Here is a 21,814-nt window from a genome sequence, read left to right as displayed (position 1 = left end):
GCGCGCCATCCTGCGCAAGGCTCAGATGCTCAAGCCGAAGCTCATCGAGCTGAATCCGGGCGCACAAGCCCGGTACGGCCACGCTGGAGGCTGCGGCTGGCGACGCTGCGGCGGAGGCACCCAAGGCGGCTGGCAACATCGAGACGCATTGAAGCCGTGAAGCGCTAAACCCAGCGCGAGCCCGTAGGCGACCAGGACGGCGACGGTCGGGGCGCCCACCGGTTCCACTGCGAGCGGCCGGCTCCCCCTCGCCTACCCCCAGACCGCACGATCGTGTCCTTCATCGAACCCCGCAGTGCCTGAACCGCGGGAGGCGGACAGGCCGGGACGTAGGACAGCCTCGTCGTACGAGCACCATTCGATCACCAATGCGTCCATGGGCAACGACAAGAGGCGCCCGACCGCCTTCTGGCAAGTCAGACGCCCCTTGATCTTGCGTGTCCGAAGGGACTCGAACCCCTAACTTCTGATCCGGTAGTCCGATGCCGAACGACCGCCGCGATTGCGCTGTCCTCTACCCGGCAAACCGCAAGATCGACGAACGGCGACGGCCGAGCCACTGCACTCTCTGCCATGCTCGAAAAGTGCTCGGTGAGTCATGGGTACATATGGCAGCCCCTGGCCACGGCCGGGCAGCGATGGGCATGCCCGCATCTGGTGCCGACCGGTGTGCTCCATGTGCGCTCCATCGGTCGGAGCGCGGGACGCCTAGCATCCGTGAGCACCGGCGGGCACTCCCGACTACTCGTGAGCACCCGCTGGCAGGTAGGCTGGGCGCTCGCGCCCTCGTAGCTCAGGGGATAGAGCATCGGTTTCCTAAACCGTGTGTCGCAGGTTCGAATCCTGCCGGGGGCACCTCCAAGATCAGCGAAAACGCCATCTGAAATGGCAATACGCACGGCACTCTATTGGTTGGCGTGTGCAGCCGTAGGCCACTGAAAGCCGCCGTTTGTCAGCTCATCGACGGCATCCGGTGGCGGGTCCGGGTGGGCTCACCCTGGCGGGACGTACCGGAGTGCTACGGACCCTGGCAGACGGTCTACGGGTTGTTCCGCCGCTGGCAACGCGCGGGAGTCTGGCAGCGGATCGTCACCGGGCTGCGGACCCGCGCCGACGCTGCCGGTCTGATCACCTGGGACGTCAGTATCGATTCCACGATCAGTCGGGTGCATCAGCACGCCGCCGGCGCCCGCACCGAACCCGCAGATGTCTGGGGCGAAAGAGGTGGAGGAGCGGCCGTCACGGGGGAACGGCCGCTCCCTCGGTACGGCCGTGTCTCACTGGTTGCCGCGCGGAGCTCCACCTGGGTCGGCGGCCGGGTTCTCGTCGGCGGGTGAGGTGCCGCCCGACGAAATCCCCGCGACGCCCATCGGGGACTGGAACTGCTCATCGGGCTCGCCCGGGTCGGCATGGAGCCGGTCCGGCGCCCCGGGCCCTGGGTCGGCACCGCCGGCATGCTCGTCGAGTTCGTCGGGCAGAGAGGGATCAACCAGGTTCGTCATGCGGACCAGGTACCACCAGGGGAGTCGGCGAAACCGGGCCATGGGATGGATGGAGGTCGGGCGCGGACGGGCCGGCACCCCGCTAACAGCCAACTTCGGGTGCTCGTGCTCGACCTCGATGAGCCGCCCGGAGCAGCAAGATCATCGGGCACACGTCGGGCACAACTGACGCCGACAAGGAGTGTCAACCGCGGTAAGGCAGCGAAAGAACTCCCCCACGTCAGGCAGCCGATCGGTCCGATTCGAGTCGATCAGGAGAGCGCCGGAGGGGTTCAGGGTTCGAGTCCCTGGCGGCCCACTCACACGTCGGTCAGCGGCCCTGATCGAGCCTCGGAACGCCGTGATCAGGGCGTGATTCGGGCCGCCACCGGCAGGTGGTCGCTGCCGGTGGCCGGCAGCACCCACGAGCTCTCCGGCTTCACGCCTCTGACCAGGATCTGGTCGATCCGCACCACCGGGAACTTTGCCGGCCAGCTGAAGCCGAAGCCGTTCCCGGCCGCGTCCTGGGCCGAGCTCAGCTGCGAGGTGATGCTGGCGAACGCACGGTCGTCCATGGTGCCGTTCAGGTCGCCGAGCAGCACCACCCGCTCGTTCTGCTCGGCGGCGATGGCCTTGCCGAGCGCCTGCGCGTTTCTGTCCCGGTGGCCCGTCCAAAAGCCCGCCCTGAGATTCACCCGTGCGGACCCCAGGTGGGCTACATACACCGCCAGCGGACCCTGGTCCGTGGTCACCGTGGTGCGCAGCGCCCGGGTGTAGGCCATCTTGATGTCGACCGGCTTGGTGTCCGCCAGCGGCCCGTAGTCCATCTTTGTGTCGACCGGCTGGGTGTCCGACAGCGGCAGCTTGCTCCACAGCCCGACCGTGCCCTGCACCGTGTGGTAGGGGTACGCCTTCGCCAGCTCGTTCTCGTACGTGCCCCGGGCCTGTGGGGAAAGCTCCACCAGGGCCAGCACGTCGGCCGCGGAGGCGGCCAGGTCGCGGGCGGTGCCGGCCGGGTCGGGATTGCCGGCGCCGACGTTGTGCTCGGCCACGGTGAGGTCGCTGCCCGGGTGGGACTTGTCGCCGAGCAGCCCGCCGAAGAGGTTCAGCCACACCACGACCGGCAGCAGCAGCGCGGCCACCGCGGAGGCGGAGCGGCGCCACAGCGCCCCGATCAGCAGTACGGGGATGAACAGGCCGAACCACGGCAGGAAGGTCTCCACCAGGCTGCCGAGGTTCCCGATCCGGTTCGGGATCTTCGCATGCAGCAGCATGAGCAGCCCGAGCAGCAGCGCCAGCGCCGCGAGCACCCGGCCGCGCTTCCAGGGGCCCGGCCGGGAGGCGGCGCGTATCGCCCGGCGGATGCGCGGGCGCCAGGTCCCGGCGTCGGTATCCCGGCGGCCGGTGCCGCCCTGCCCGGTCTCCGCCGTGTCCACCTGCATCATCGTCTGTCCTCGCTCACCGCCGGTCACTGCTGCATCCTCGGGTCCTGGATGGGGTCGGCATACATTCTCGGGCAGCAGCCGTCGTCGATCGCTTCGGGGCGCAATTCGTAGTGCCAGGCACCTCGCTGCCGCATCCCTACGCGAGCCGAACGCGAGGCACTCAACGCCGCCCTGCTCGCCACCGGCACCGAAACCGGCTTCTGGGACGACAGCGGCCGCCCCGCACCCTGGCCCGACGACATCGAGGACTGGGCACCCGACATCCGCGAATCCCGCACCCCCGAACCCGGACAGCCACCCTTCTAACCGCCCCACCCACGCCTGTCGGCGTACTGGTTGTTGTGCAGAGCCGCGTACGACTGATCTTGCAGAGCAAGCACTGGCCGAACCATTGAGGTTCCGCCTCCGCCGGTCGGGCCAGGGCGGGACTCAGGAAGGGAACACCAGGGCCACGTCGTTGGACGTGATCGGTGAGCTCACATCGCACCGTAACCGCGTGCGGTCTGTCCGTGGCATCCGGCCACGGAGCCTGCGCAGAAACACGTTTGGCGGATCACGGCGACCGCTGCTAGTTTTCCGGAGGCCGTGCGAGAGAACGAGGAGGTGGTACCCGTGAACGTTTCGACATGGGTGCTCCTCTGTGGGGTCACGGGCGGGCGATAGGTCGTCCGGGAGCGCCGTTCAAGAGCACTCCCGAAAGGCACGACCATGCAATTCACCTCTGAACGGCGCCTTGACGACGGCGTCCTCGAACGCGAATTCACCCTCGGCGAGATCCCCGGCATCCTGTGGACGCCCGGATCCGCACCGGCACCGCTGATCCTGCTCGGCCACCCCGGCGGACTGCACAAGATGTACCCCCGACTGGTGGCCCGGGCCCGGCACTCCGCGGCGGAGGGCTTCGCCGCGGCCACCATCGAGCTCCCAGGGAGCGGTGACCGGCCCCGTTCCGCCGCCGCCGAGGAGGCCCGCGCCGACCTGCGCCGGGCGCTGGAGGCCGGCGAGCCGGTCGACGAGGAGATCGTGGACCAGCTCGTCCTCCCGCTGGTCGACAAGGCGGTCCCGGAATGGCGGGCCGCCCTGGACGCCCTCCTTTCGCTGCCCGAGATCGGCGGCCCGGTCGGGTACGCGGGAGGGGTGATCGCCATCGGCATGCGGCTGGCGGTGGTCGAGCCGCGCATCTCGGCCGCCCTTCTGTTCGCCGGGAGTTTCGTGCCCCGCACCATGTTCGAGGAGGCCCGGCAGGTCAGCATTCCGCTGCAGGTCCTGCTGCAGTGGGACGACGAAGGAAACGACCGGCAGCTGGCCCTGGACCTGTTCGACGCCTTCGGCTCCAAAGAGAAGACGCTGCACGCCAACATGGGCGGGCACACCGGCGTCCCGCAGTTCGAGGGGGACGACGGGAACCGGTTCTTCGCCCGGCACCTGAAGTGAGGCCGGGCCGTCAGGCCGGCAGCAGACGATAGGAGCTGTCGGCCAGGATGCCGCTCATCGAGGACAGGTCCCGGCCCTCCTCGACGGCTATGGCCGACAGATGCACAACCGCCCCGACCGCGGCGGTGCCGGTCATCGGCGGTACCGACCGGTCGGGGCGGAGCTCTGCTCTTGGTGACCAGCTTGACCTCTGCAAAATCAGCTGTACCTACTTCTGTACTCCAAGGAGTACCCCGACAACGCCCGGGAGCCGGTCCCATTACATGAGCCCAGGCCAGGGGGAATTGCATGAGCGTCAACACTAGTACTCCAGCCGGGGTTGTTGACCTTGGCTGGGCTGCGGTTCGATGCGATGCGGGAACGAAGGCAGCCACCGTCGATCATGGACGGTTGTGTGGACTGACCATGACGCAGCGGTGGCTGCCGGATACAGGGTAGACGCCCAGCGTTGGCGGGTGTTGTTCGACGACCTGATGTTGACTGTCGGGCATCGTTTCCGCAGGCCGGAGCCTCGCCGCCGGGTGCGTGACTTCGTGCGGGGCCTGCTGGCGCCGTTGCCGACGAAGAACTGCTGGACCATCGCGGAGCACGCCGGGGACGCCGGCCCGGATGGGATGCAGGACCTGCTGACCCGGGTGAAGTGGGAGGACACCGCCGTCCGTGCCGACGTGCGGGAGTTCGTCGGGCACCACCTCGGCGAGACTGACGCCGTGCTGGTCAACGATGAGACCGGTGACCTGAAGAAAGGACGGCACACCGTCGGCGTTCAGCGGCAGTACTCGGGCACGGCCGGGAAAATCGAGAACTGTCAGCTCGCCGTGCACCTGGTCTACGCCACCGACGCTGCTCACGCGATGCTCGACACGGCCCTCTACCTGCCGAAGTCCTGGTGGGACGACCCCGAGCGGCGAGCCGAGGCCGGCATTCCCGGTTGCGTACGGTTCGCGACCAAGCCGCAACTGGCATCCCGGATGATCGAGGCCGCGGTCGCCGCCGGGCTGCCCTGCCGGTGGGCGGCCGGCGACGAGGCCTACGGCAACGATCCGCGCCTGGCCGCCCGGCTACGCCAGCTGCGACTGGGCTACGTCCTGGCCCTGGCCTGCTCACATCAGGTGACCACCGGCATAGGCACCTACCGCGTCGACGTGCTGGCCGCGGAGCTTCCCGCCACCGCGTGGCAGCGCGTGTCCGCCGGCCGAGGCGCGAAAGGCTACCGCTACTACGACTGGTCCTTCACCGCTCTGCCACACGCCGACGACGAGCACGGCGGACACCACTGGCTGCTGATCCGCCGCAACCGCAGAACCGGCGAGCTGGCCTTCTACCGCTGCTGGTCACCCGAACCCGCCGCGCTGCACACCCTCGTCACGGTCGCCGGCCACCGCTGGAAGATCGAGGAATCGTTCCAAGCCGCGAAGACCGGACTCGGCCTGGACCAGCATCAGAACCGCCGCTGGACCTCCTGGCACCGCTGGACCACCCTCGCGATCCTCGCCCACGCCTTCCTCGCCGCCGCGACCGCCGGCCACCGCCATCACGACGAGCCGACCGATCTGATCCCGCTGACCGTCAACGAGCTACGCCACCTGTTCAACATCCTGATCATCGAACCCACCCGCCGCCGCTGCGACCTGCTGCTCTGGTCCATCCGCCGACGCCGTCACCAATCCCGAGCCAAGACCAGCCACTACGCCCGACAAGCCCTCATCGAGCCATGATCACGATCCCCGGCTGGAGTACTAGGAGCAACGCCGTTCAGTTAGGTCGGTGGTCGGCGTGTCAAGGCGTGTCTGAGACGTAAAGCAGCGGAGCTCCGGTATAGAGGGTGGTCACTCTAAGACGCCCTGACACCTGGAGCTCCGCTGGCAGATCAGATTGCCATATCCCGGTCGGTGACGGTAGCCGCAGGGGTGTTCGCGCCGGGTCATCTGGGCGAGCTGACCCGGCTGGTGCCGTTCGAGATGGTCGATGATGTTCTGGTCGCGACCGGGCGTACACAGTCGCGGGTCCGGCTGTTGCCGGCGCGGGTCGTGGTGTATCTGCTGCTCGCGGGATGCCTGTTCGCCGAACTCGGCTACCGGCAGGTGTGGTCGAAACTCACCAGCGGCCTGCGCGGCCTGCCGATCGCCTCGCCCAGCGGCAGCGCGTTACGTCAGGCCCGGCAACGCCTCGGCCCGCGACCGGTGCGCGCGTTGTTCGACCTGTTACGCGGCCCTGCCGCTACGAGCGCCAGGCAGGTGCGCTGGCGAGGTCTGCTGCTGACGGTGATCGACGGCACCACCCTGGTCGTCGCGGACTCGCCGGCGAACACCGGCCGATACACCAAGCATCGCTGCGCCAACGGTAGTTCCGGGTACCCCCAGCTGCGGTTGAGCGCCTTGCTGACCTGCGGCACCCGCTCGGTGATCGATGCCGTGTTCGACCCCGTCACCGTCGGTGAACTCGACCAGGCCCGGACGCTGACCCGTAGCCTGCAGCCAGGAATGCTGCTGCTGGCCGACCGCAACTACGCCGCCGCCGACCTGCTGACCACCATCGCCGCGACCGGCGCGCATCTGCTGATCCGCAGCAAAGCCAACCGTCGTCTGGCGATGATCGCTCGCCTGCCCGACGGATCCTGGCTGTCCAAGATCGGCGCCCTCACGGTCCGGGTCGTCGAAGCCCGGATCAGTATCACCACCACCGCGGGCACCCACACCGGCGACTACCGGCTGATCACCACCCTGCTCGACCCACACACTCATCCCGCCGCCGAGTTGATCCGGATCTACCACGAACGCTGGGAGATCGAGACCGCCTACCTCGAACTGAAATCCTCGATCCTCGCCGGACGTGTGTTACGCGCCCGCACCCCCGACGGCATCGACCAGGAAATCCACGCCCTGCTCATCGTCTACCAGCTCTTACGCACCGCCATGGCCGACGCCACCGACAGCCAGCCCGGCCTCGACCCCGACCGGGCCAGCTTCACCACCGCCCTGAACACCGCCCGTGACCAGATCGTGCACGCCGCCGGCGTCATCGCCGAGACCGTCATCGACCTGGTCGGCGTCATCGGCGCTCAGATCCTGGCCAACCTGCTACCCGAACGCCGCCTGCGCACCAAGACCCGCATGATCAAACGCTCGAACTCCAAATACCAAGCCCGCGGCCCGAACATCGACCGACACAGCTACAAAGCCACCACCAGCATCGACATCATCAGCCCCGACCCTTGACACGCCGACCACCGCCCTAACTGAACGGCGTTGGTACTAGGAGCGGAGCCCGATCGCGTTGCGCTTGCGCTTGACCTGTCGGAGCGGGTCCTGCGGCGACTGTCCGCTTGGTCTCCGGCCATCCCGAAGGATCTCGTAAACTCCTTCGGCGCCGGCGGCGAGCAGGAGTCATTCAATGCGCACCTGCCTACCGGCCCACTGCTGGCATGCGGTCGTGCCTTCATCAGCCTGCTCCGCGGCGAGTTCCCACCCGGATTCGACAGGTGGGCGTGTTGAGATCCTCTGGGCAGACGGCCCGGGGCAAGCTCCTGCCAGGCATCAGAAAAGCAGCAAATCGGGTGCCAGACATCGTCAACGATTGCGCAAGCGGCAACTGACCTGTACCGCCACACAGCGGAGCGCAGCGAACGACAACGGTTGACGTCCGGTGCCGGTGTTCGGGACGAAGAGGTCGCTTCGATCCGGCCACCGCGACCAGGTCAAGGGCCATCTCCCATCGAAGAAGACACCCTTGTGAGTTCTGTACAACGGCTCTGTCCAGCGGTAGCTCTTGACGCAGGTTGAGACTCGTCGCACCTTTCTGCGGCGGCACGTCGCTCGCGGGACCCGCTACCGCCCACCGTGACTACCGCATGGTTCGCGGTCAGCACCGCTCACCGCGGGCCTTCAGAACGTCGGCGAGGTGGTACCGGGCCGAACGAGTTTCGGCGTGGTCCGGGCCTAGGGTTTCCTGCAGGGCGGCGAGAACGGCTCGATACTCGGCCTCGGCCGCGTCCAGATCACCGCGGGCCTTCAGCACGCCGGCGAGGCGGTACCGGATCGAACGAGTTTCGGCGTGGTCCGGGCCTAGGGTTTCCTGCAGGGCGGCGAGAACGGCTCGATACTCGGCCTCGGCCGCGCCCAGATCACCGCGGGCTTCCAGCACCTCGGCGAGGTCGTGCCGGGTGATCAGGGTGTCGCGGTGGTTGGCACCCAGGGTCTCCTGCTCGGCGGCGAGAACGGCTCGATACTCGGCCTCGGCCGCGTCCAGATCACCGCGGGCCTTCAGCACGCCGGCGAGGCGGTACCGGATCGAACGAGTTTCGGCGTGGTCCGGGCCTAGGGTTCCCTGCAGGGCGGCGAGAACGGCTCGATACTCGGCCTCGGCCGCGTCCAGATCACCGCGGGCCTTCAGCACGCCGGCCAGGTGGCGCCGTAGGTGTAGTTCGCTGATTTTGGAATCGGCCTGGGTGGAGTGCGTGGCATCATCCCCATCCGACCTTGATGCGAGAACGGCTCGATACTCGGCCTCGGCCGCATCCAGATCACCGCGGGCTTCCAGCACCTCGGCGAGGTCGTGCCGGGTGATCAGGGTGTCGCGGTGGTTGGCACCCAGGGTCTCCTGCTCGGCGGCGAGAACGGCTCGATACTCGGCCTCGGCCGCGTCCAGATCACCGCGGGCCTTCAGCACGCCGGCGAGGCGGTACCGGATCGAACGAGTTTCGGCGTGGTCCGGGCCTAGAGTTTCCTGCAGGGCGGCGAGAACGGCTCGATACTCGGCCTCGGCCGCGCCCAGATCACCGCGGGCTTCCAGCACCTCGGCGAGGTCGTGCCGGGTGATCAGGGTGTCGCGGTGGTTGGCACCCAGGGTCTCCTGCTCGGCGGCGAGAACGGCTCGATACTCGGCCTCGGCCGCGTCCAGATCACCGCGGGCCTTCAGCACGCCGGCGAGGCGGTACCGGATCGAACGAGTTTCGGCGTGGTCCGGGCCTAGGGTTCCCTGCAGGGCGGCGAGAACGGCTCGATACTCGGCCTCGGCCGCGTCCAGATCACCGCGGGCCTTCAGCACGCCGGCCAGGTGGCGCCGTAGGTGTAGTTCGCTGATTTTGGAATCGGCCTGGGTGGAGTGCGTGGCATCATCCCCATCCGACCTTGATGCGAGAACGGCTCGATACTCGGCCTCGGCCGCGCCCAGATCACCGCGGGCTTCCAGCACCTCGGCGAGGTCGTGCCGGGTGATCAGGGTGTCGCGGTGGTTGGCACCCAGGGTCTCCTGCTCGGCGGCGAGAACGGCTCGATACTCGGCCTCGGCCGCGTCCAGATCACCGCGGGCCTTCAGCACGCCGGCGAGGCGGTACCGGATCGAACGAGTTTCGGCGTGGTCCGGGCCTAGGGTCTCCTGCTCGGCGGCGAGAACGGCTCGATACTCGGCCTCGGCCGCGTCCAGATCACCGCGGGCCTTCAGCACGCCGGCGAGGCGGTACCGGATCGAACGAGTTTCGGCGTGGTCCGGGCCTAGAGTTTCCTGCAGGGCGGCGAGAACGGCTCGATACTCGGCCTCGGCCGCGCCCAGATCACCGCCGGCTTCCAGCACCTCGGCGAGGTCGTGCCGGGTGATCAGGGTGTCGCGGTGGTTGGCACCCAGGGTCTCCTGCTCGGCGGCGAGAACGGCTCGATACTCGGCCTCGGCCGCGTCCAGATCACCGCGGGCCTTCAGCACGCCGGCGAGGCGGTACCGGATCGAACGAGTTTCGGCGTGGTCCGGGCCTAGGGTTCCCTGCAGGGCGGCGAGAACGGCTCGATACTCGGCCTCGGCCGCGTCCAGATCACCGCGGGCCTTCAGCACGCCGGCCAGGTGGCGCCGTAGGTGTAGTTCGCTGATTTTGGAATCGGCCTGGGTGGAGTGCGTGGCATCATCCCCATCCGACCTTGATGCGAGAACGGCTCGATACTCGGCCTCGGCCGCATCCAGATCACCGCGGGCTTCTAGCACCTCGGCGAGGTCGTGCCAGGTGATCAGAGTGTCGCGCTCGTTGACGCCCAAGGTCTCCTGTTGGGCGGCGAGAACGGCTCGATACTCGGCCTCGGCCGCGTCCAGATCACCGCGGGCTTCCAGCACGCCGGCCAGGTTGCGCCGGATGGCCAGGGTGTCGCGGTGGTTGGCGTCCTGTTGGGCGGCGAGAACGGCTCGATACTCGGCCTCGGCCGCGTCCAGATCACCGCGGGCTTCCAGCACGCCGGCCAGGTTGCGCCGGATGGCCAGGGTGTCGCGGTGGTTGGCGTCCTGTTGGGCGGCGAGAACGGCTCGATACTCGGCCTCGGCCGCATCCAGATCACCGCGGGCCTTCAGCACGCCGGCCAGGTTGTGCCGGGTGATCAGGGTGTCGCGGTGGTTGGCGCCCAGGGTCTCCTGCTCGGCGCCGAGAACGACTCGATACTCGGCCTCGGCCGCATCCAGATCACCGCGGGCCTTCAGCACGCCGGCCAGGTTCTGCCGGATGGCCAGGGTGTCGCGGTGGTTGGCGTCCTGTTGGGCGGCGAGGACGGCTCGATACTCGGCCTCGGCCGCGTCCAGATCACCGCGGGCTTCCAGCACGCCGGCCAGGTTGCGCCGGATGGCCAGGGTGTCGCGGTGGTTGGCGTCCTGTTGGGCGGCGAGAACGGCTCGATACTCGGCCTCGGCCGCGTCCAGATCACCGCGGGCTTCCAGCACGCCGGCCAGGTTGTGCCGGATGGCCAGGGTGTCGCGGTGGTTGGCGCCCAGGGTCTCCTGCTCGGCGCCGAGAACGACTCGATACTCGGCCTCGGCCGCATCCAGATCACCGCGGGCTTCCAGCACGCCGGCCAGGTTGTGCCGGGTGATCAGGGTGTCGCGGTGGTTGGCGCCCAGGGTCTCCTGTTGGGCGGCGAGGACGGCTCGATACTCGGCCTCGGCCGCATCCAGATCACCGCGGGCCTTCAGCACGCCGGCCAGGTTGTGCCGGGTGATCAGGGTGTCGCGCTCGTTGACGCCCAAGGCCTCCTGGTCGGCGGCGAGGACGGCTCGATACTCGGCCTCGGCCGCATCCAGATCACCGCGGGCCTTCAGCACGCCGGCCAGGTTGCGCCGGGTGATCAGGGTGTCGCGGTGGTTGGCGCCCAGGGTCTCCTGTTGGGCGGCGAGGACGGCTCGATACTCGGCCTCGGCCGCGTCCAGATCACCGCGGGCGTTCAGCACGCCGGCGAGGTTGTGCCGGGTGATCAGGGTGTCGCGGTGGTTGGCGCCCAGGGTCTCCTGTTGGGCGGCGAGGACCGCCCGGTACTGCGCCTCGGCTTCCGCAAACGCTCCATTCTCGTGCAAAATCCGCGCGAGATTAGAACGATTCCTCAATGAGCGCCCGGAGTTGCTCCATGGCATGCGGCCTAATATTCTCAATTGACTTCGAGCGAAGTCGCTCTGCGCTTCCGCGTTATTGCCAGGCATCACTAGGCCACACAGAGATACCGCCACCATTTCACCAAGCGTCTTATTGTAGGACCAAATTGCCCTAAGGATAAGAGGTGCGGCCGACTTGAGCTCTACGAGGGCGTCGCCATAGTTACCCAACTCCCAAAGGTAATGGCCCATTCGGTGGCGGATTCGTTTGGTAGCTCTAGACCTAGCCCCGAGAACCGAAGTGGCGAGCTGGCGATAGGCAACCAAGTCGTCAAGCCTGGCGCTCGATGATGCATCCCTTGATAGATCCGGCGCCAGAACGCCGAGAACCCGCGCCAGCCTCTTCGCAGAGGAAGGGTTGCAGAACGCTTGATCCGAGACGCACCGCTTGGTGACAGCCCTCAAATGCGGTTCCAAGATCGAAAGCGTGCGCCATTTGTCCGGCGAGGCGTTCGACCCTTCGCACAAACCCGTCAACAAGTCGACGGTCGCACTTCGTATCCGCATGGGCTTCTCGGGATCCTTGTTCAAGTTCTCTGAAATCACCTCGGAAACCAAGGGATGGACAAGTACTTTGCGGTTCCACACGTCCGAGATGTCCTGGCCATCGCCAAGCCCTGCCGACCGGAAATTAGTTTCCACCAACGCCAACTCGCGCAAAGCGCCGAGAACCTCGCAAAGCCGTTGCACGTTCTCTGCGGCACGCTTGCCGTTCGGCTCCAGTTGGGCCAATGGTGGAATCAAGGCCAGAGGCACGGGAGAGGGCCCGTAACAGGAAAGGACCTGAATAACTGGACTTGCTTCAGAAAAACCGCGCTGATCAAGAAAGTCTAGGGATAATCCCCATGTTGCCATTACCATATTTCGCGAATCGGTAGCATCCGAGACTACCGAACCCTTAGACGCCGAGGCATCTATTATTTGACCAAACCTTGAATCCAGCGCAGTTCGATACCTGTTAAGGAGTCCCGCTGTCGGGGAAGTATCCGCTGAAGCGAGATACTGCCCAGCAGCCCTAAGGGCCAACGGCAGGCCGCACAGCCGATCGGATATCGCCTTGGCTTCGTTACGTAAGCCAACTCCAGCCCGCCGCTTCGGGTCCAGTAGATCGAGTATTATTTCGGCACCGGGATCCGATGGAAGCGGATCCATGCGCCGAATGATTGCTGCGTCTCCCCATGCGGCCCTTGTTCCTATGCGACTAGTAACTAGGATGAATCCCCGAGAAGGTTGCCGGAGCCATCCGTTACCCGCGGGTCTCTGGTATCCGTCGGCGGCAAGGAAATGAGGATTGTCGGCGTTGTCTAGTACTAGCACCCAATCGTTTGTCGCAGACTCAAAAATCGCCCAAATTGAGTCGATTGCACCCGGCTCGGCGGGTGATGCCGGCAACCTTGAATCCTGATTGTTGCTCAGGTCCCGAGCTGCCGCCCACATAGCGGCTTGTAGCTCAGTCCGATCAGAGGCATTGACCCAGTATGTTCTGGCTTGCGTCTGCAAATCCCGTGCAACGGTCAACGCGACTGCAGACTTCCCCACGCCTCCAAGCCCGTGAAGCACCCAAATCCTATTCTGTCTCTCGCTACCCGACCCGAGTGATGGCTTGGGTGTCCTTGCCGCTCTGACGATCTCGGCTACTAGGCCCTCTCGTCCCCGTAGACGCCTTGGCAGCAGGAGGAACGGCGGATGCGTCGATATTCCTGCCATCGGTCGTTGGAGGGGGCCCGCTGCAACATTTGTGATCGTGATGGGGGCGCTAATGTTGTGTCCTGCGGCTACGGACCCTTGTCCAATCGCTTCGACTCGCTCACGCCTGGGCACAGCAACCCCTTCAGTTATCGCTGGAGTCGATCCTGATCCTTCCTTTAACGTTTCTTCCAGCGGCCACGGATCCGGTACCTGATGCCGACACGCCGTCCGTAGTTGCAGATCTTGCGCGGTTCCTGTGGCCACGCGCTCGGGTCTCGATGTCAGCCGTGACGGAGCCACCTGCAGCGATGGCGCCAGTTCCTGACGCACTGACATTGTCGACTCGCCGTTCAAGTTGCGATAGCCAAAGCTGCGAGATGACCATTATGACCGCCGTGACAAGAAGTGTGGTGGCCAACGTCCAGCTCCATTTATCGGTGATCTTGTTCGTTATGAAACCAGCAATCAATCCACTTAGCACCGAGCCAGCAACCCCCAGTGCTCGGCCGAATGAGCTGCTCATATATCGCGCTCCTTTGGGGCTACGCAGGCGCCACCATGGGCGGCCCGCCAGGCTGGATGCACATTGCCAGCGTCAACCGCTGGCGCTGGTACCGATAGCTGGGCGAGTCGGCCTTTTGACGATGGCTTGCCCTGAAGGGGCTGTCAATGTCAGTAGTCTTCATGTCGCCCATCTGACAGTCAGTCTCCCGTCGACCGGTCCGCCTAGAAACCATGCCTCTACTACCGCCACTGGCCCATCATGCCGCCGGCCGCGTCAGGTAGTTTCGGTTGTGGTCTCTTCGCCGAGCTACGCAGGGGGATGCTGCCGTTCATCAGAGGGCGGCATACCAGCTCACGGCCCCGGCCGAACCGTCGCAGACTAGCGATCGCAGACCTCGAAAGCTTGTGAGGGCAGAGCGCTCGTCTCAGTTGTCGTCTCGTTCGGCCACGTTCAAGATGGTCCGGCCACGGCGCATCCCGCATAGGCACCGCTGTTTGGTACGGCTACAGATCTCGTCGAACGCTGGGCCACAGACTTGGAAAGCGTGTCGGGTTTACTGGGTGACGATCGGAGCGGACACCTACGGACGTCCACGGACCTCCGAAGGACTGTTTCGGCAGCTCAACGGCGGCGTGGCGGCAGGTCACGACTCGATAGAGGAGGCACTGGGCCACATGTCCGGCAACCGAACCGTCCTCAGGTCGTGGCTGTGGAACGTCGTGGGCTTCGCGGCCCTCGGCTTGATGGCGGTCGCCGCCCTGGCCACCGTCGACTCCACAACTGACCGGCTCGTCCAGGCGGGATTCCTCGGGATGTGCGTCCTTCTGGCGCTCATCGCGGTCAGGTTCCTGTTCAGCCGGGTCATCGTCCGGCCGGAGGGTCTCCTGGTTGCCGGCGCAGTCCGCTCGCGTCGGATTCCCCGGGAGGCGATTCGAGACGTGACCTGCGAGGTGTTGGCCGGCGGGCAGCTGCTCACCGCCTTCACCCCGGTCGTCCACCTGGTCGACGGCAAGGAGGTCGAGCTGAACCAGCTCGCCGGATATTCGCAGACAGCAGTAGAAGAGCACCAGCGGAGAATCAAGCAGTTGTTGCAGGTTTCTGCTCGCTGACCGGCCGTCAGCCTCACCTCGACGGCGATCCATCCTCAGGCTGACCGTGTGCCCCCGTATCCCGCGGCTGATGCCGTGGTCTCACTCGTGGTCTCGTTCGCAGGCGTGTGTCGTCGTTCGCCACCCGTGGTTGGAGGTTCCTCACCATGGTCGAGCATGCGGGCGGCTGGGGCTGAACGGTAGGTCGCAGACCTCGAAAGCATGGGACTGCCGGTCTTGTTAGCCAGCGCCCCGAACGCGACGCGTGAGGCAGCCAGCCCGGACGAGTACCCAAGTGAGCAGCCAAGCCCGCGGGCATGGGCGGACGATCACGGACTGGGACACCATGAAGAGCAAGAGGACCGATCGCTGGACCATCGCTGCGGGACTGACTCGTAATGCGTAGGTCAGTCAGCGGCCGACGCGGATGCGGTCGGCGGGGTAGAGCTCACGGGAGCCGTCGGCGCGGAAGATCACCAGGACAGGGACGCCTTCGCCGATGTCCAGCTCCTTGCGCTCGGCAGGGGTGGGCATCCGGGCCGAGGCGGTGTCGCCCTTGCGTAGGGTCACCGTCTCGGTCGGCTCCATGCTGCGGACGAAGGTGCCGCGCGGGGGTTCGACGATCACGAGCCCTTCCGACCGGAGTAGTGAGATGGCCTGCCGGACGCTGGTCCGGCTCAGTCCATACTCCTGAGCCAGCCGCAGCTCGCTGGGCAGCGACGCGCCGGGTGCCAGGTCGCCGGACGTGATCCGGTCACGCAGCAGGTCGGCGAGCTGCCGGAACACTGCGCGATCCGCGCTGGGGTCGATCACGAATGTGACGCTACGTGTCCAACAGTTCTACAGGTTATTGTATCTACAGTCCTACGTATATATGTTGGCCCAGGCGGGTGCGGTGGTCGGATGACCAGCTACGGGCCAGGCCGCCGTGCCGTCGACGATGCCGAGGGGAGATCCGGTGCGGCGTGTCTCGTACGAGGAGTACCTGCTCGCCACCGCGATGACCCTCGCGCGGCGGCATCGGCCGGTCTGGTGCTGGCGGCGGTGGCGACAGGTCTGCCGGTGCGGAGCCGAGCTGCCATGCCGCGCCCGGCAACGGATTCCGATCAATCGTGGCCACTGGCCGGGGGAGGGGGAGCTGTGAACGACTGGCAGGAGCAGGCGATCCTCGCGGTTCACGTCCGAGGGCTCGACGGCATGTGCGCCGGCTGCCACGCTTGGTGGTCGCGGTTGGCTCCGTACCCGTGCTGGCAGGTGGATTGGGCGACCAGCCGGCAGGCCCGAACGATCACCGCCCGGTTCCTGGGTGGTGTGCGGTGACCACTCACGGCCCGGTCATGCCGATCTGGAGCTGCGGAGGCTGCGACCTGCCCTGGCCCTGCCCAACCCGGAAGCGGGAGCTGCGGGCGGAGTACGCAGACGCCCCCGTGTCGTTGGCCCTCTACCTCGGCTCCTACCTCGTCCAGGCGGCCGAAGACATGGCCTGGATGCCGGCCGGCGCGCTGCACCGCCGGTTCCTCGGCTGGACACGGGAAGCTAACCGGACGAAGCAAGCAGTACAGCAGCGAAGTACAGCAACCGTGCCAGCCGAACCGAGCCGAGACCGACGTCAGCAGGCCGTCTGACCTCGCAGCAAGCGTGACCCGACCTGCTCGCCGAGAGTTCGGGACGAAGTGCCTGCCCTAGCTAGGCATTGGGTAACCGTGGAGTGTCGTAGAAGGTTGGCGATCCGTCGGCGGGGAACTCGACTCCCATGAATGGCGGATGCTCACCGAACGGTGACAGCAATCGGATGATGGTGCCATCGGGGTCCGGCACGTCGAGCTGGACACCGCCTCCAGGCCCGCGATCGAAAAGCGGTTCGTGGGTGATCCCGAGTTCGTCGAAGTGATGTATCAGGTTATGCATTGCCTCCACGGAGGCGACGCCGAAGCTGAACAGGTCGAAGCCAGGAAACTCGGGCTGGCCGGGAATCACTTCACGGTGACGCAGACCGAGGAGGAAGCGCTCGTGCTCGTCGGTTAGGACGGCACCGCGCACCACGCCGGTTTCGCAGAACTCCCAGCCGAGGCGCAGCCCGAACGCCCGGCAGTACCAGGTGACGCTGCGCGACAGGTCTGATACGGGAATCTTGACCTGCAGGATCCGCTTAGAACTCCTAACAGAATGATCTAGAGGTCTTCTGTCCCTCGTAGACGATCAACTACAGTGCTCGGTCGTGAGGCGAGGTGAGCAGCCGCCGTGGATCGTGTCGGACGGGCTGTGGCAGCGCGTCGAGCCGTTGCTGCCCCAGATCGAGCGACGACAGCGTTATCCCGGCCGTAGGCGGATCCCGGATCGGCAGGTGCTGTGCGGGATCCTGTTCGTGCTCTACACGGCGATCCCGTGGGAGTTTCTGCCTCAGGAACTCGGGTTCGGCTCAGGCATGACGTGCTGGCGGCGCCTGGCCGAGTGGCACGCCGCCGGCGTGTGGCAGCGTCTGCACGAGGTCCTGCTCGCCGAGTTGCACGCCGCCGGCAAGCTCGACTGGTCCAAGGCGGTGATCGACGCATCCCACGTACGGGCGCTCAAGGGTGGCCCAAAACCGGTCCGAGCCCGGTCGACCGCGCCAGGACCGGCTCGAAACACCATGTGATCACCGAAGGCGCGGGCATCCCGCTGGCCGTCAGCCTCACCGGCGGCAACCGGCACGACGTCACCCAACTACACACTCTCATCGAGGCCATCCCACCCGTGCGCGGCAGACGCGGACGGCCCCGCCGCCGACCCGACCGGCTCTACGCCGACCGCGGCTACGACTACGACACCCACCGCCGCGCCGTCCGGGCCAAGGGGATCACCCCACACATCGCCCGCCGCGGCACCGAACACGGCTCCGGCCTGGGCGTGCACCGGTGGGTCGTCGAACAAACCATCGCACTGCTGCACTGGTTCCGCCGGCTGCGCGTGCGGTGGGAGATCCGCGACGACATCCACGAAGCGTTCATGAGTCTGGCCTGCGCGATCATCTGCTACCGCAGACTCTTCAGATGATCATTCTGTTAGGAGTTCTTAATGCCAAGGTCCATCGTTGTCCTTGCCCTCTGCTGATCGCCCTAGACGTGATCAAGTACCGCATGGTGGTGCTTATTGTTCCCGCTCCCGCCCGCGGTGGCCAGGCCCGCGCCCGCAACTGCCACTCACGACGGCAAGCGGCAGCCCAGCCATGAAGATCACGGACGGATGTAGCTGAGCACGTCGCGATTATTTGACCGCCGCCGACAGCAACGCTGACGGCAATAGAGCCGGACGAGGACTGCGGCCAGCGGCCGGGCGCGGACAGTTGCCCGAGGTGGCGGATGCGCACGGACGCCGCTGGACGAGGCGCTCAGAACTTACAAGCGAGGGGTCGGAGGACATGGGGAGCTGCCTTCGCGCGTGCTCGACGAGGACCAGGTCCAGGCCGTCGCCAGGCCGTCGCCCGCGGCGTGAACATGTCGGCCGGCCGTCGTGCGTGGCGAAACAGGTGACCAGACCGATCAGGAATCGAGAAGCGCGGACCCCCGAGCCGCAGCTAGCGTGACCGCCGGGGGATCGGGCGGTCGATTCCGGCTTCCCGTTCGTCTTCGAGCCACACAATCCCGACCAGAACCACGACTTCAGGAGTGACCATGACCGGCTCTTCCAGCCAGGGAATCAAGACCGTGCTGCATCCCGTTTCCGACCTGGCGACGGCCAAGAAGGTGTACGCCGCCCTGCTCGGCGTACCGCCGCAGACCGACGAGCCCTACTACGTCGGCTTCGAGGCCGCGGGCCAGCACATCGGGCTGGTGCCGGGCGGTGGACCGCAGGGCATGACCTCGCCGGTGGCCTACTGGCACGTGCCGGACATCGAGGCGAAACTGGCCGAGGTGTCCGCCGCGGGTGCCACCGTGAAGGAGCCCGCGCACGACGTCGGTGGCGGCCGCCTGGTGGCCACCGTCACCGACCCCGATGGCAACGTCCTCGGGCTGCTTCAGGACCGATGAGTGCCGACCCTCGCTCCCGCCCCCAGCGTCGTCGCGACACTGAGCATCGGCTCACCCACGACTGGGCCACACCCGCGACGTGTCCATGATCGAGGGCGAAGTCGAGGTCCGGCGGGCAGGCCGCGTGGCCGGGCCCTGAGGCTCCGCGGGCCGAAACGAAGGAGAACCTGACGTACTGCTCGAAGCTGGTCAGATCGAAGCCAGGGACGCGACGGAGACCGCGAAGGCGGCCCCGCCAACAGATGGAGACACAATTGAGCATGGCCACGAGGATGGACACGCAGTCGCCTGCGCAGCACGTTGCCGACAGCCACGATCTGATCCGCGTGCACGGCGCGCGCGTGAACAACCTCAAGGATGTCAGCGTCGAGCTCCCGAAGCGCCGGCTGACGGTGTTCACTGGCGTCTCCGGCTCGGGCAAGAGCTCGCTGGTGTTCGCCACGATCGCCGCTGAGTCGCAGCGGATGATCAACGAGACGTACAGCGCCTTCGTGCAGGGCTTCATGCCGACGCTGGCCCGGCCCGAGGTCGACGTGCTCGACGGGCTGACGACCGCGATCATCGTGGACCAGGAGCGGATGGGCACCGACCCCCGCTCCACGGTCGGCACCGCCACCGACGCCAACGCGATGCTGCGCATCCTCTTCAGCCGGCTCGGGAAGCCGCACATCGGCTCGCCCCAGGCGTTCTCCTTCAACGTCGCCTCGATCAGTGGCGCGGGTGCAGTCACCCTGGAGCGCGCCGGACGGGCCGTGAAGGAGCGTCGCAGCTTCAGCATCACCGGCGGCATGTGCCCGCGCTGCGAGGGTCGGGGCTCGGTCAACGACATCGACCTGTCCCAGCTGTACGACGACAGCAAGTCGCTCAACGAGGGTGCGCTCACGATCCCCGGCTACAGCATGGACGGCTGGTACGGCCGCATCTTCACCGGCTGCGGCTTTTTCGACCCGGACAAGCCGATCCGCAAGTTCACCAAGAAGCAGCTGCACGATCTGCTCTACAAGGAGCCGACCAAGATCAAGGTCGACGGCATCAACTTGACCTACGAGGGACTGATCCCGAGGATCCAGAAGTCGATGCTGTCCAAGGACGTCGACTCGCTGCAGCCCCACATCCGCGCCTTCGTGGAGCGGGCGGTGACGTTCACCACCTGCCCCGACTGCGGAGGCACCCGGCTCAGCGAGGAGGCTCGATCGTCGAAGATCGACGGGATCAACATCGCCGACGCCTGTGCGATGCAGATCAGCGACCTTGCCGAGTGGGTGGGGGGTCTGGCCGAACCGTCCGTCGCGCCGCTGCTGACGGCGCTGCGGCACACCCTCGACTCGTTCGTCGAGATCGGGCTGGGCTACCTCTCGCTCGACCGGCCGTCGGGCACGCTGTCGGGCGGCGAGGCGCAGCGCACCAAGATGATCCGGCACCTCGGGTCGTCGCTCACCGACGTCACCTACGTCTTCGACGAGCCGACGATCGGGCTGCACCCCCACGACATCCAGCGGATGAACGACCTGCTGCTGCAGCTGCGCGACAAGGGCAACACCGTGCTGGTCGTGGAGCACAAGCCGGAGGCGATCGCGATCGCCGACCACGTCGTCGACCTCGGCCCGCGCGCCGGCACCGAGGGCGGCGAGGTGGTGTTCGAAGGCACCGTCGAGGGGCTGCGGGCCAGTGACACGCTCACCGGGCGGCACCTGGACGACCGGGCGTCCCTGAAGCCGTCGGTGCGGACACCGTCGGGGACGCTGGAGGTGCGCGGGGCGGGCACCCACAACCTGCGGGACGTCGACGTCGACATCCCGCTCGGCGTGCTGGTCGTGGTGACCGGGGTGGCGGGCTCGGGCAAGAGCTCGCTGATCCACGGCTCGGTGTCCGGGCGGGACGGGGTGGTGTCGGTCGACCAGACCTCGATCCGCGGCTCCCGGCGGAGCAACCCGGCGACGTACACGGGACTGCTCGACCCGATCCGCAAGGCGTTCGCGAAGGCCAACGGCGTGAAGCCGGCGCTGTTCAGCGCCAACTCCGAGGGTGCCTGCCCCGCCTGCAACGGCGCCGGCGTCATCTACACCGACCTGGGGATGATGGCCGGGGTGGCCACCGTCTGCGAGGTGTGCGACGGGAAGCGGTTCCAGGCCGAGGTGCTCGAGTACAAGTTCGGGGGCCGTGACATCAGCGAGGTGCTCGCGATGTCGGTGGCCGAGGCCGAGGAGTTCTTCGGCGTCGGTGAGGCCCGCACGCCCGCCGCCCACAAGATCCTCACCCACCTGGCCGACGTCGGGCTCGGCTACCTCACCCTCGGCCAGCCGCTCACGACGCTGTCCGGCGGTGAGCGGCAACGGATCAAGCTGGCCACGCGCATGGCCGAGAAGGGCGGCGTCTACGTCCTGGACGAGCCGACCGCCGGCCTCCACCTCGCCGACGTCGAACAGCTGCTCGGCCTGCTCGACCGGCTGGTCGACGCCGGCAAGTCGGTCATCGTCATCGAGCACCACCAGGCGGTCATGGCGCACGCCGACTGGATCATCGACCTCGGCCCCGGCGCCGGCCACGACGGCGGCCGGATCGTCTTCGAGGGCACACCCGCCGACCTCGTCGCCGCCCGCTCCACCCTCACCGGCAAGCACCTCGCGGCCTACGTCGGCACCTGACCGAGGCCCTCGCGGACACCGTGAGACGAGTTCTCTCATCTGTTTCGACTCGTCCCACTCGACTGGCAGGGACGGGAGTTGATGAGGCGGGAGCAGGGGCGCGCCAAGAGCGGACGCGGAGTGGGGTG

Annotated in this window: 16 protein-coding genes, 1 tRNA gene and 1 pseudogene; 11 read left to right on the top strand and 7 right to left on the bottom strand. The window is 66.9% G+C overall.

Annotation, left to right across the window (positions count from 1 at the left end; all coding sequences use genetic code 11):
* Positions 1-782: 782 nt before the first annotated feature.
* A tRNA-Arg gene (locus GA0070613_RS06055) sits at positions 783-855 on the top strand.
* Positions 856-929: 74 nt separating this feature from the next.
* Positions 930-1,199: pseudogene (locus GA0070613_RS06050) on the top strand (transposase); the annotation flags it as partial.
* Positions 1,200-1,277: 78 nt separating this feature from the next.
* On the opposite strand, the gene GA0070613_RS32675 reads toward GA0070613_RS06050, so the two are convergent.
* Positions 1,278-1,502 (bottom strand): hypothetical protein, encoded by a 225-nt coding sequence (locus tag GA0070613_RS32675; protein ID WP_172875720.1) that lies wholly within the window; start codon positions 1,500-1,502, stop codon positions 1,278-1,280.
* 344 nt (positions 1,503-1,846) lie between these two features.
* Positions 1,847-2,926: an endonuclease/exonuclease/phosphatase family protein gene (locus GA0070613_RS06045; protein WP_089015785.1), complete on the bottom strand. Its 1,080-nt coding sequence runs from the start codon at positions 2,924-2,926 to the stop codon at positions 1,847-1,849.
* Between the two features lie 708 nt (positions 2,927-3,634).
* Between GA0070613_RS06045 and GA0070613_RS06030 the strand changes: the two genes are divergently transcribed.
* Positions 3,635-4,360 carry an alpha/beta hydrolase gene (locus GA0070613_RS06030; protein ID WP_089011390.1) on the top strand — a complete coding sequence of 242 codons (726 nt, stop codon included), beginning with the start codon at positions 3,635-3,637 and terminating at the stop codon, positions 4,358-4,360.
* Positions 4,361-4,370: 10 nt separating this feature from the next.
* On the opposite strand, the gene GA0070613_RS33925 is transcribed toward GA0070613_RS06030, so the two are convergent.
* Complete coding sequence (locus tag GA0070613_RS33925; protein WP_269459032.1) at positions 4,371-4,496, bottom strand: hypothetical protein; 126 nt, start codon at positions 4,494-4,496, stop codon at positions 4,371-4,373.
* Between the two features lie 337 nt (positions 4,497-4,833).
* Here GA0070613_RS33925 and GA0070613_RS06025 point away from each other — a divergent pair, with 337 nt between their 5' ends.
* Positions 4,834-6,078 carry an IS701 family transposase gene (locus GA0070613_RS06025; RefSeq protein ID WP_172875960.1) on the top strand — a complete coding sequence of 415 codons (1,245 nt, stop codon included), beginning with the start codon at positions 4,834-4,836 and terminating at the stop codon, positions 6,076-6,078.
* Positions 6,079-6,252: 174 nt separating this feature from the next.
* Positions 6,253-7,578: an IS4 family transposase gene (locus tag GA0070613_RS06020; RefSeq protein WP_231929389.1), complete on the top strand. Its 1,326-nt coding sequence runs from the start codon at positions 6,253-6,255 to the stop codon at positions 7,576-7,578.
* A 643-nt stretch (positions 7,579-8,221) separates the two neighbouring features.
* On the opposite strand, the gene GA0070613_RS32670 is transcribed toward GA0070613_RS06020, so the two are convergent.
* Positions 8,222-11,734: a tetratricopeptide repeat protein gene (locus GA0070613_RS32670; RefSeq protein ID WP_269459031.1), complete on the bottom strand. Its 3,513-nt coding sequence runs from the start codon at positions 11,732-11,734 to the stop codon at positions 8,222-8,224.
* Positions 11,735-13,583: 1,849 nt separating this feature from the next.
* Positions 13,584-13,964 carry a hypothetical protein gene (locus GA0070613_RS32665; RefSeq protein WP_172875762.1) on the bottom strand — a complete coding sequence of 127 codons (381 nt, stop codon included), beginning with the start codon at positions 13,962-13,964 and terminating at the stop codon, positions 13,584-13,586.
* A 656-nt stretch (positions 13,965-14,620) separates the two neighbouring features.
* Between GA0070613_RS32665 and GA0070613_RS06005 the strand changes: the two genes are divergently transcribed.
* Entirely contained in the window at positions 14,621-15,055 is a 435-nt protein-coding gene (locus tag GA0070613_RS06005; RefSeq protein ID WP_157746277.1) for a hypothetical protein, read from the top strand.
* 390 nt (positions 15,056-15,445) lie between these two features.
* Here the strand turns inward: GA0070613_RS06005 and GA0070613_RS06000 are convergent, their stop codons facing one another.
* Complete coding sequence (locus GA0070613_RS06000; RefSeq protein WP_089011385.1) at positions 15,446-15,847, bottom strand: GntR family transcriptional regulator; 402 nt, start codon at positions 15,845-15,847, stop codon at positions 15,446-15,448.
* 90 nt (positions 15,848-15,937) lie between these two features.
* Between GA0070613_RS06000 and GA0070613_RS33235 the strand changes: the two genes are divergently transcribed.
* Positions 15,938-16,354, top strand: coding sequence for a hypothetical protein (locus GA0070613_RS33235; RefSeq protein ID WP_089011384.1), 417 nt, complete (start codon positions 15,938-15,940; stop codon positions 16,352-16,354).
* The gene (locus tag GA0070613_RS34150) at positions 16,351-16,659 is read left to right on the top strand and encodes a hypothetical protein (RefSeq protein ID WP_089011383.1); all 309 of its coding nucleotides are present in this window, start codon (positions 16,351-16,353) and stop codon (positions 16,657-16,659) included. Before GA0070613_RS33235 ends, GA0070613_RS34150 begins: the two co-directional genes overlap by 4 nt.
* Positions 16,660-16,720: 61 nt before the next feature.
* Here the strand turns inward: GA0070613_RS34150 and GA0070613_RS05985 are convergent, their stop codons facing one another.
* Positions 16,721-17,176, bottom strand: a complete 456-nt coding sequence (locus tag GA0070613_RS05985; RefSeq protein ID WP_269459044.1) for a VOC family protein — start codon at positions 17,174-17,176, stop codon at positions 16,721-16,723.
* Between the two features lie 103 nt (positions 17,177-17,279).
* Between GA0070613_RS05985 and GA0070613_RS05980 the strand changes: the two genes are divergently transcribed.
* The 3 genes from GA0070613_RS05980 (at position 17,280) to GA0070613_RS05965 (ending at position 21,686) form a co-directional block, all read left to right on the top strand.
* Positions 17,280-18,067, top strand: a protein-coding gene (locus tag GA0070613_RS05980; RefSeq protein ID WP_197699092.1) for an IS5 family transposase whose coding sequence is annotated in 2 segments (ribosomal slippage) — positions 17,280-17,613 and positions 17,613-18,067 — 789 coding nt in all. Because the reading frame shifts where the segments join, the coding sequence is not laid out codon by codon here.
* A 617-nt stretch (positions 18,068-18,684) separates the two neighbouring features.
* Positions 18,685-19,041 (top strand): VOC family protein, encoded by a 357-nt coding sequence (locus GA0070613_RS05970; protein WP_089011381.1) that lies wholly within the window; start codon positions 18,685-18,687, stop codon positions 19,039-19,041.
* A gap of 260 nt (positions 19,042-19,301) precedes the next feature.
* Complete coding sequence (locus tag GA0070613_RS05965; protein WP_231929681.1) at positions 19,302-21,686, top strand: ATP-binding cassette domain-containing protein; 2,385 nt, start codon at positions 19,302-19,304, stop codon at positions 21,684-21,686.
* The last annotated feature ends 128 nt before the right edge of the window (positions 21,687-21,814 follow it).

This window comes from Micromonospora inositola (assembly GCF_900090285.1).
Classification (GTDB): domain Bacteria; phylum Actinomycetota; class Actinomycetes; order Mycobacteriales; family Micromonosporaceae; genus Micromonospora; species Micromonospora inositola.
This window is presented reverse-complemented; position numbering and strand designations above follow the sequence as displayed.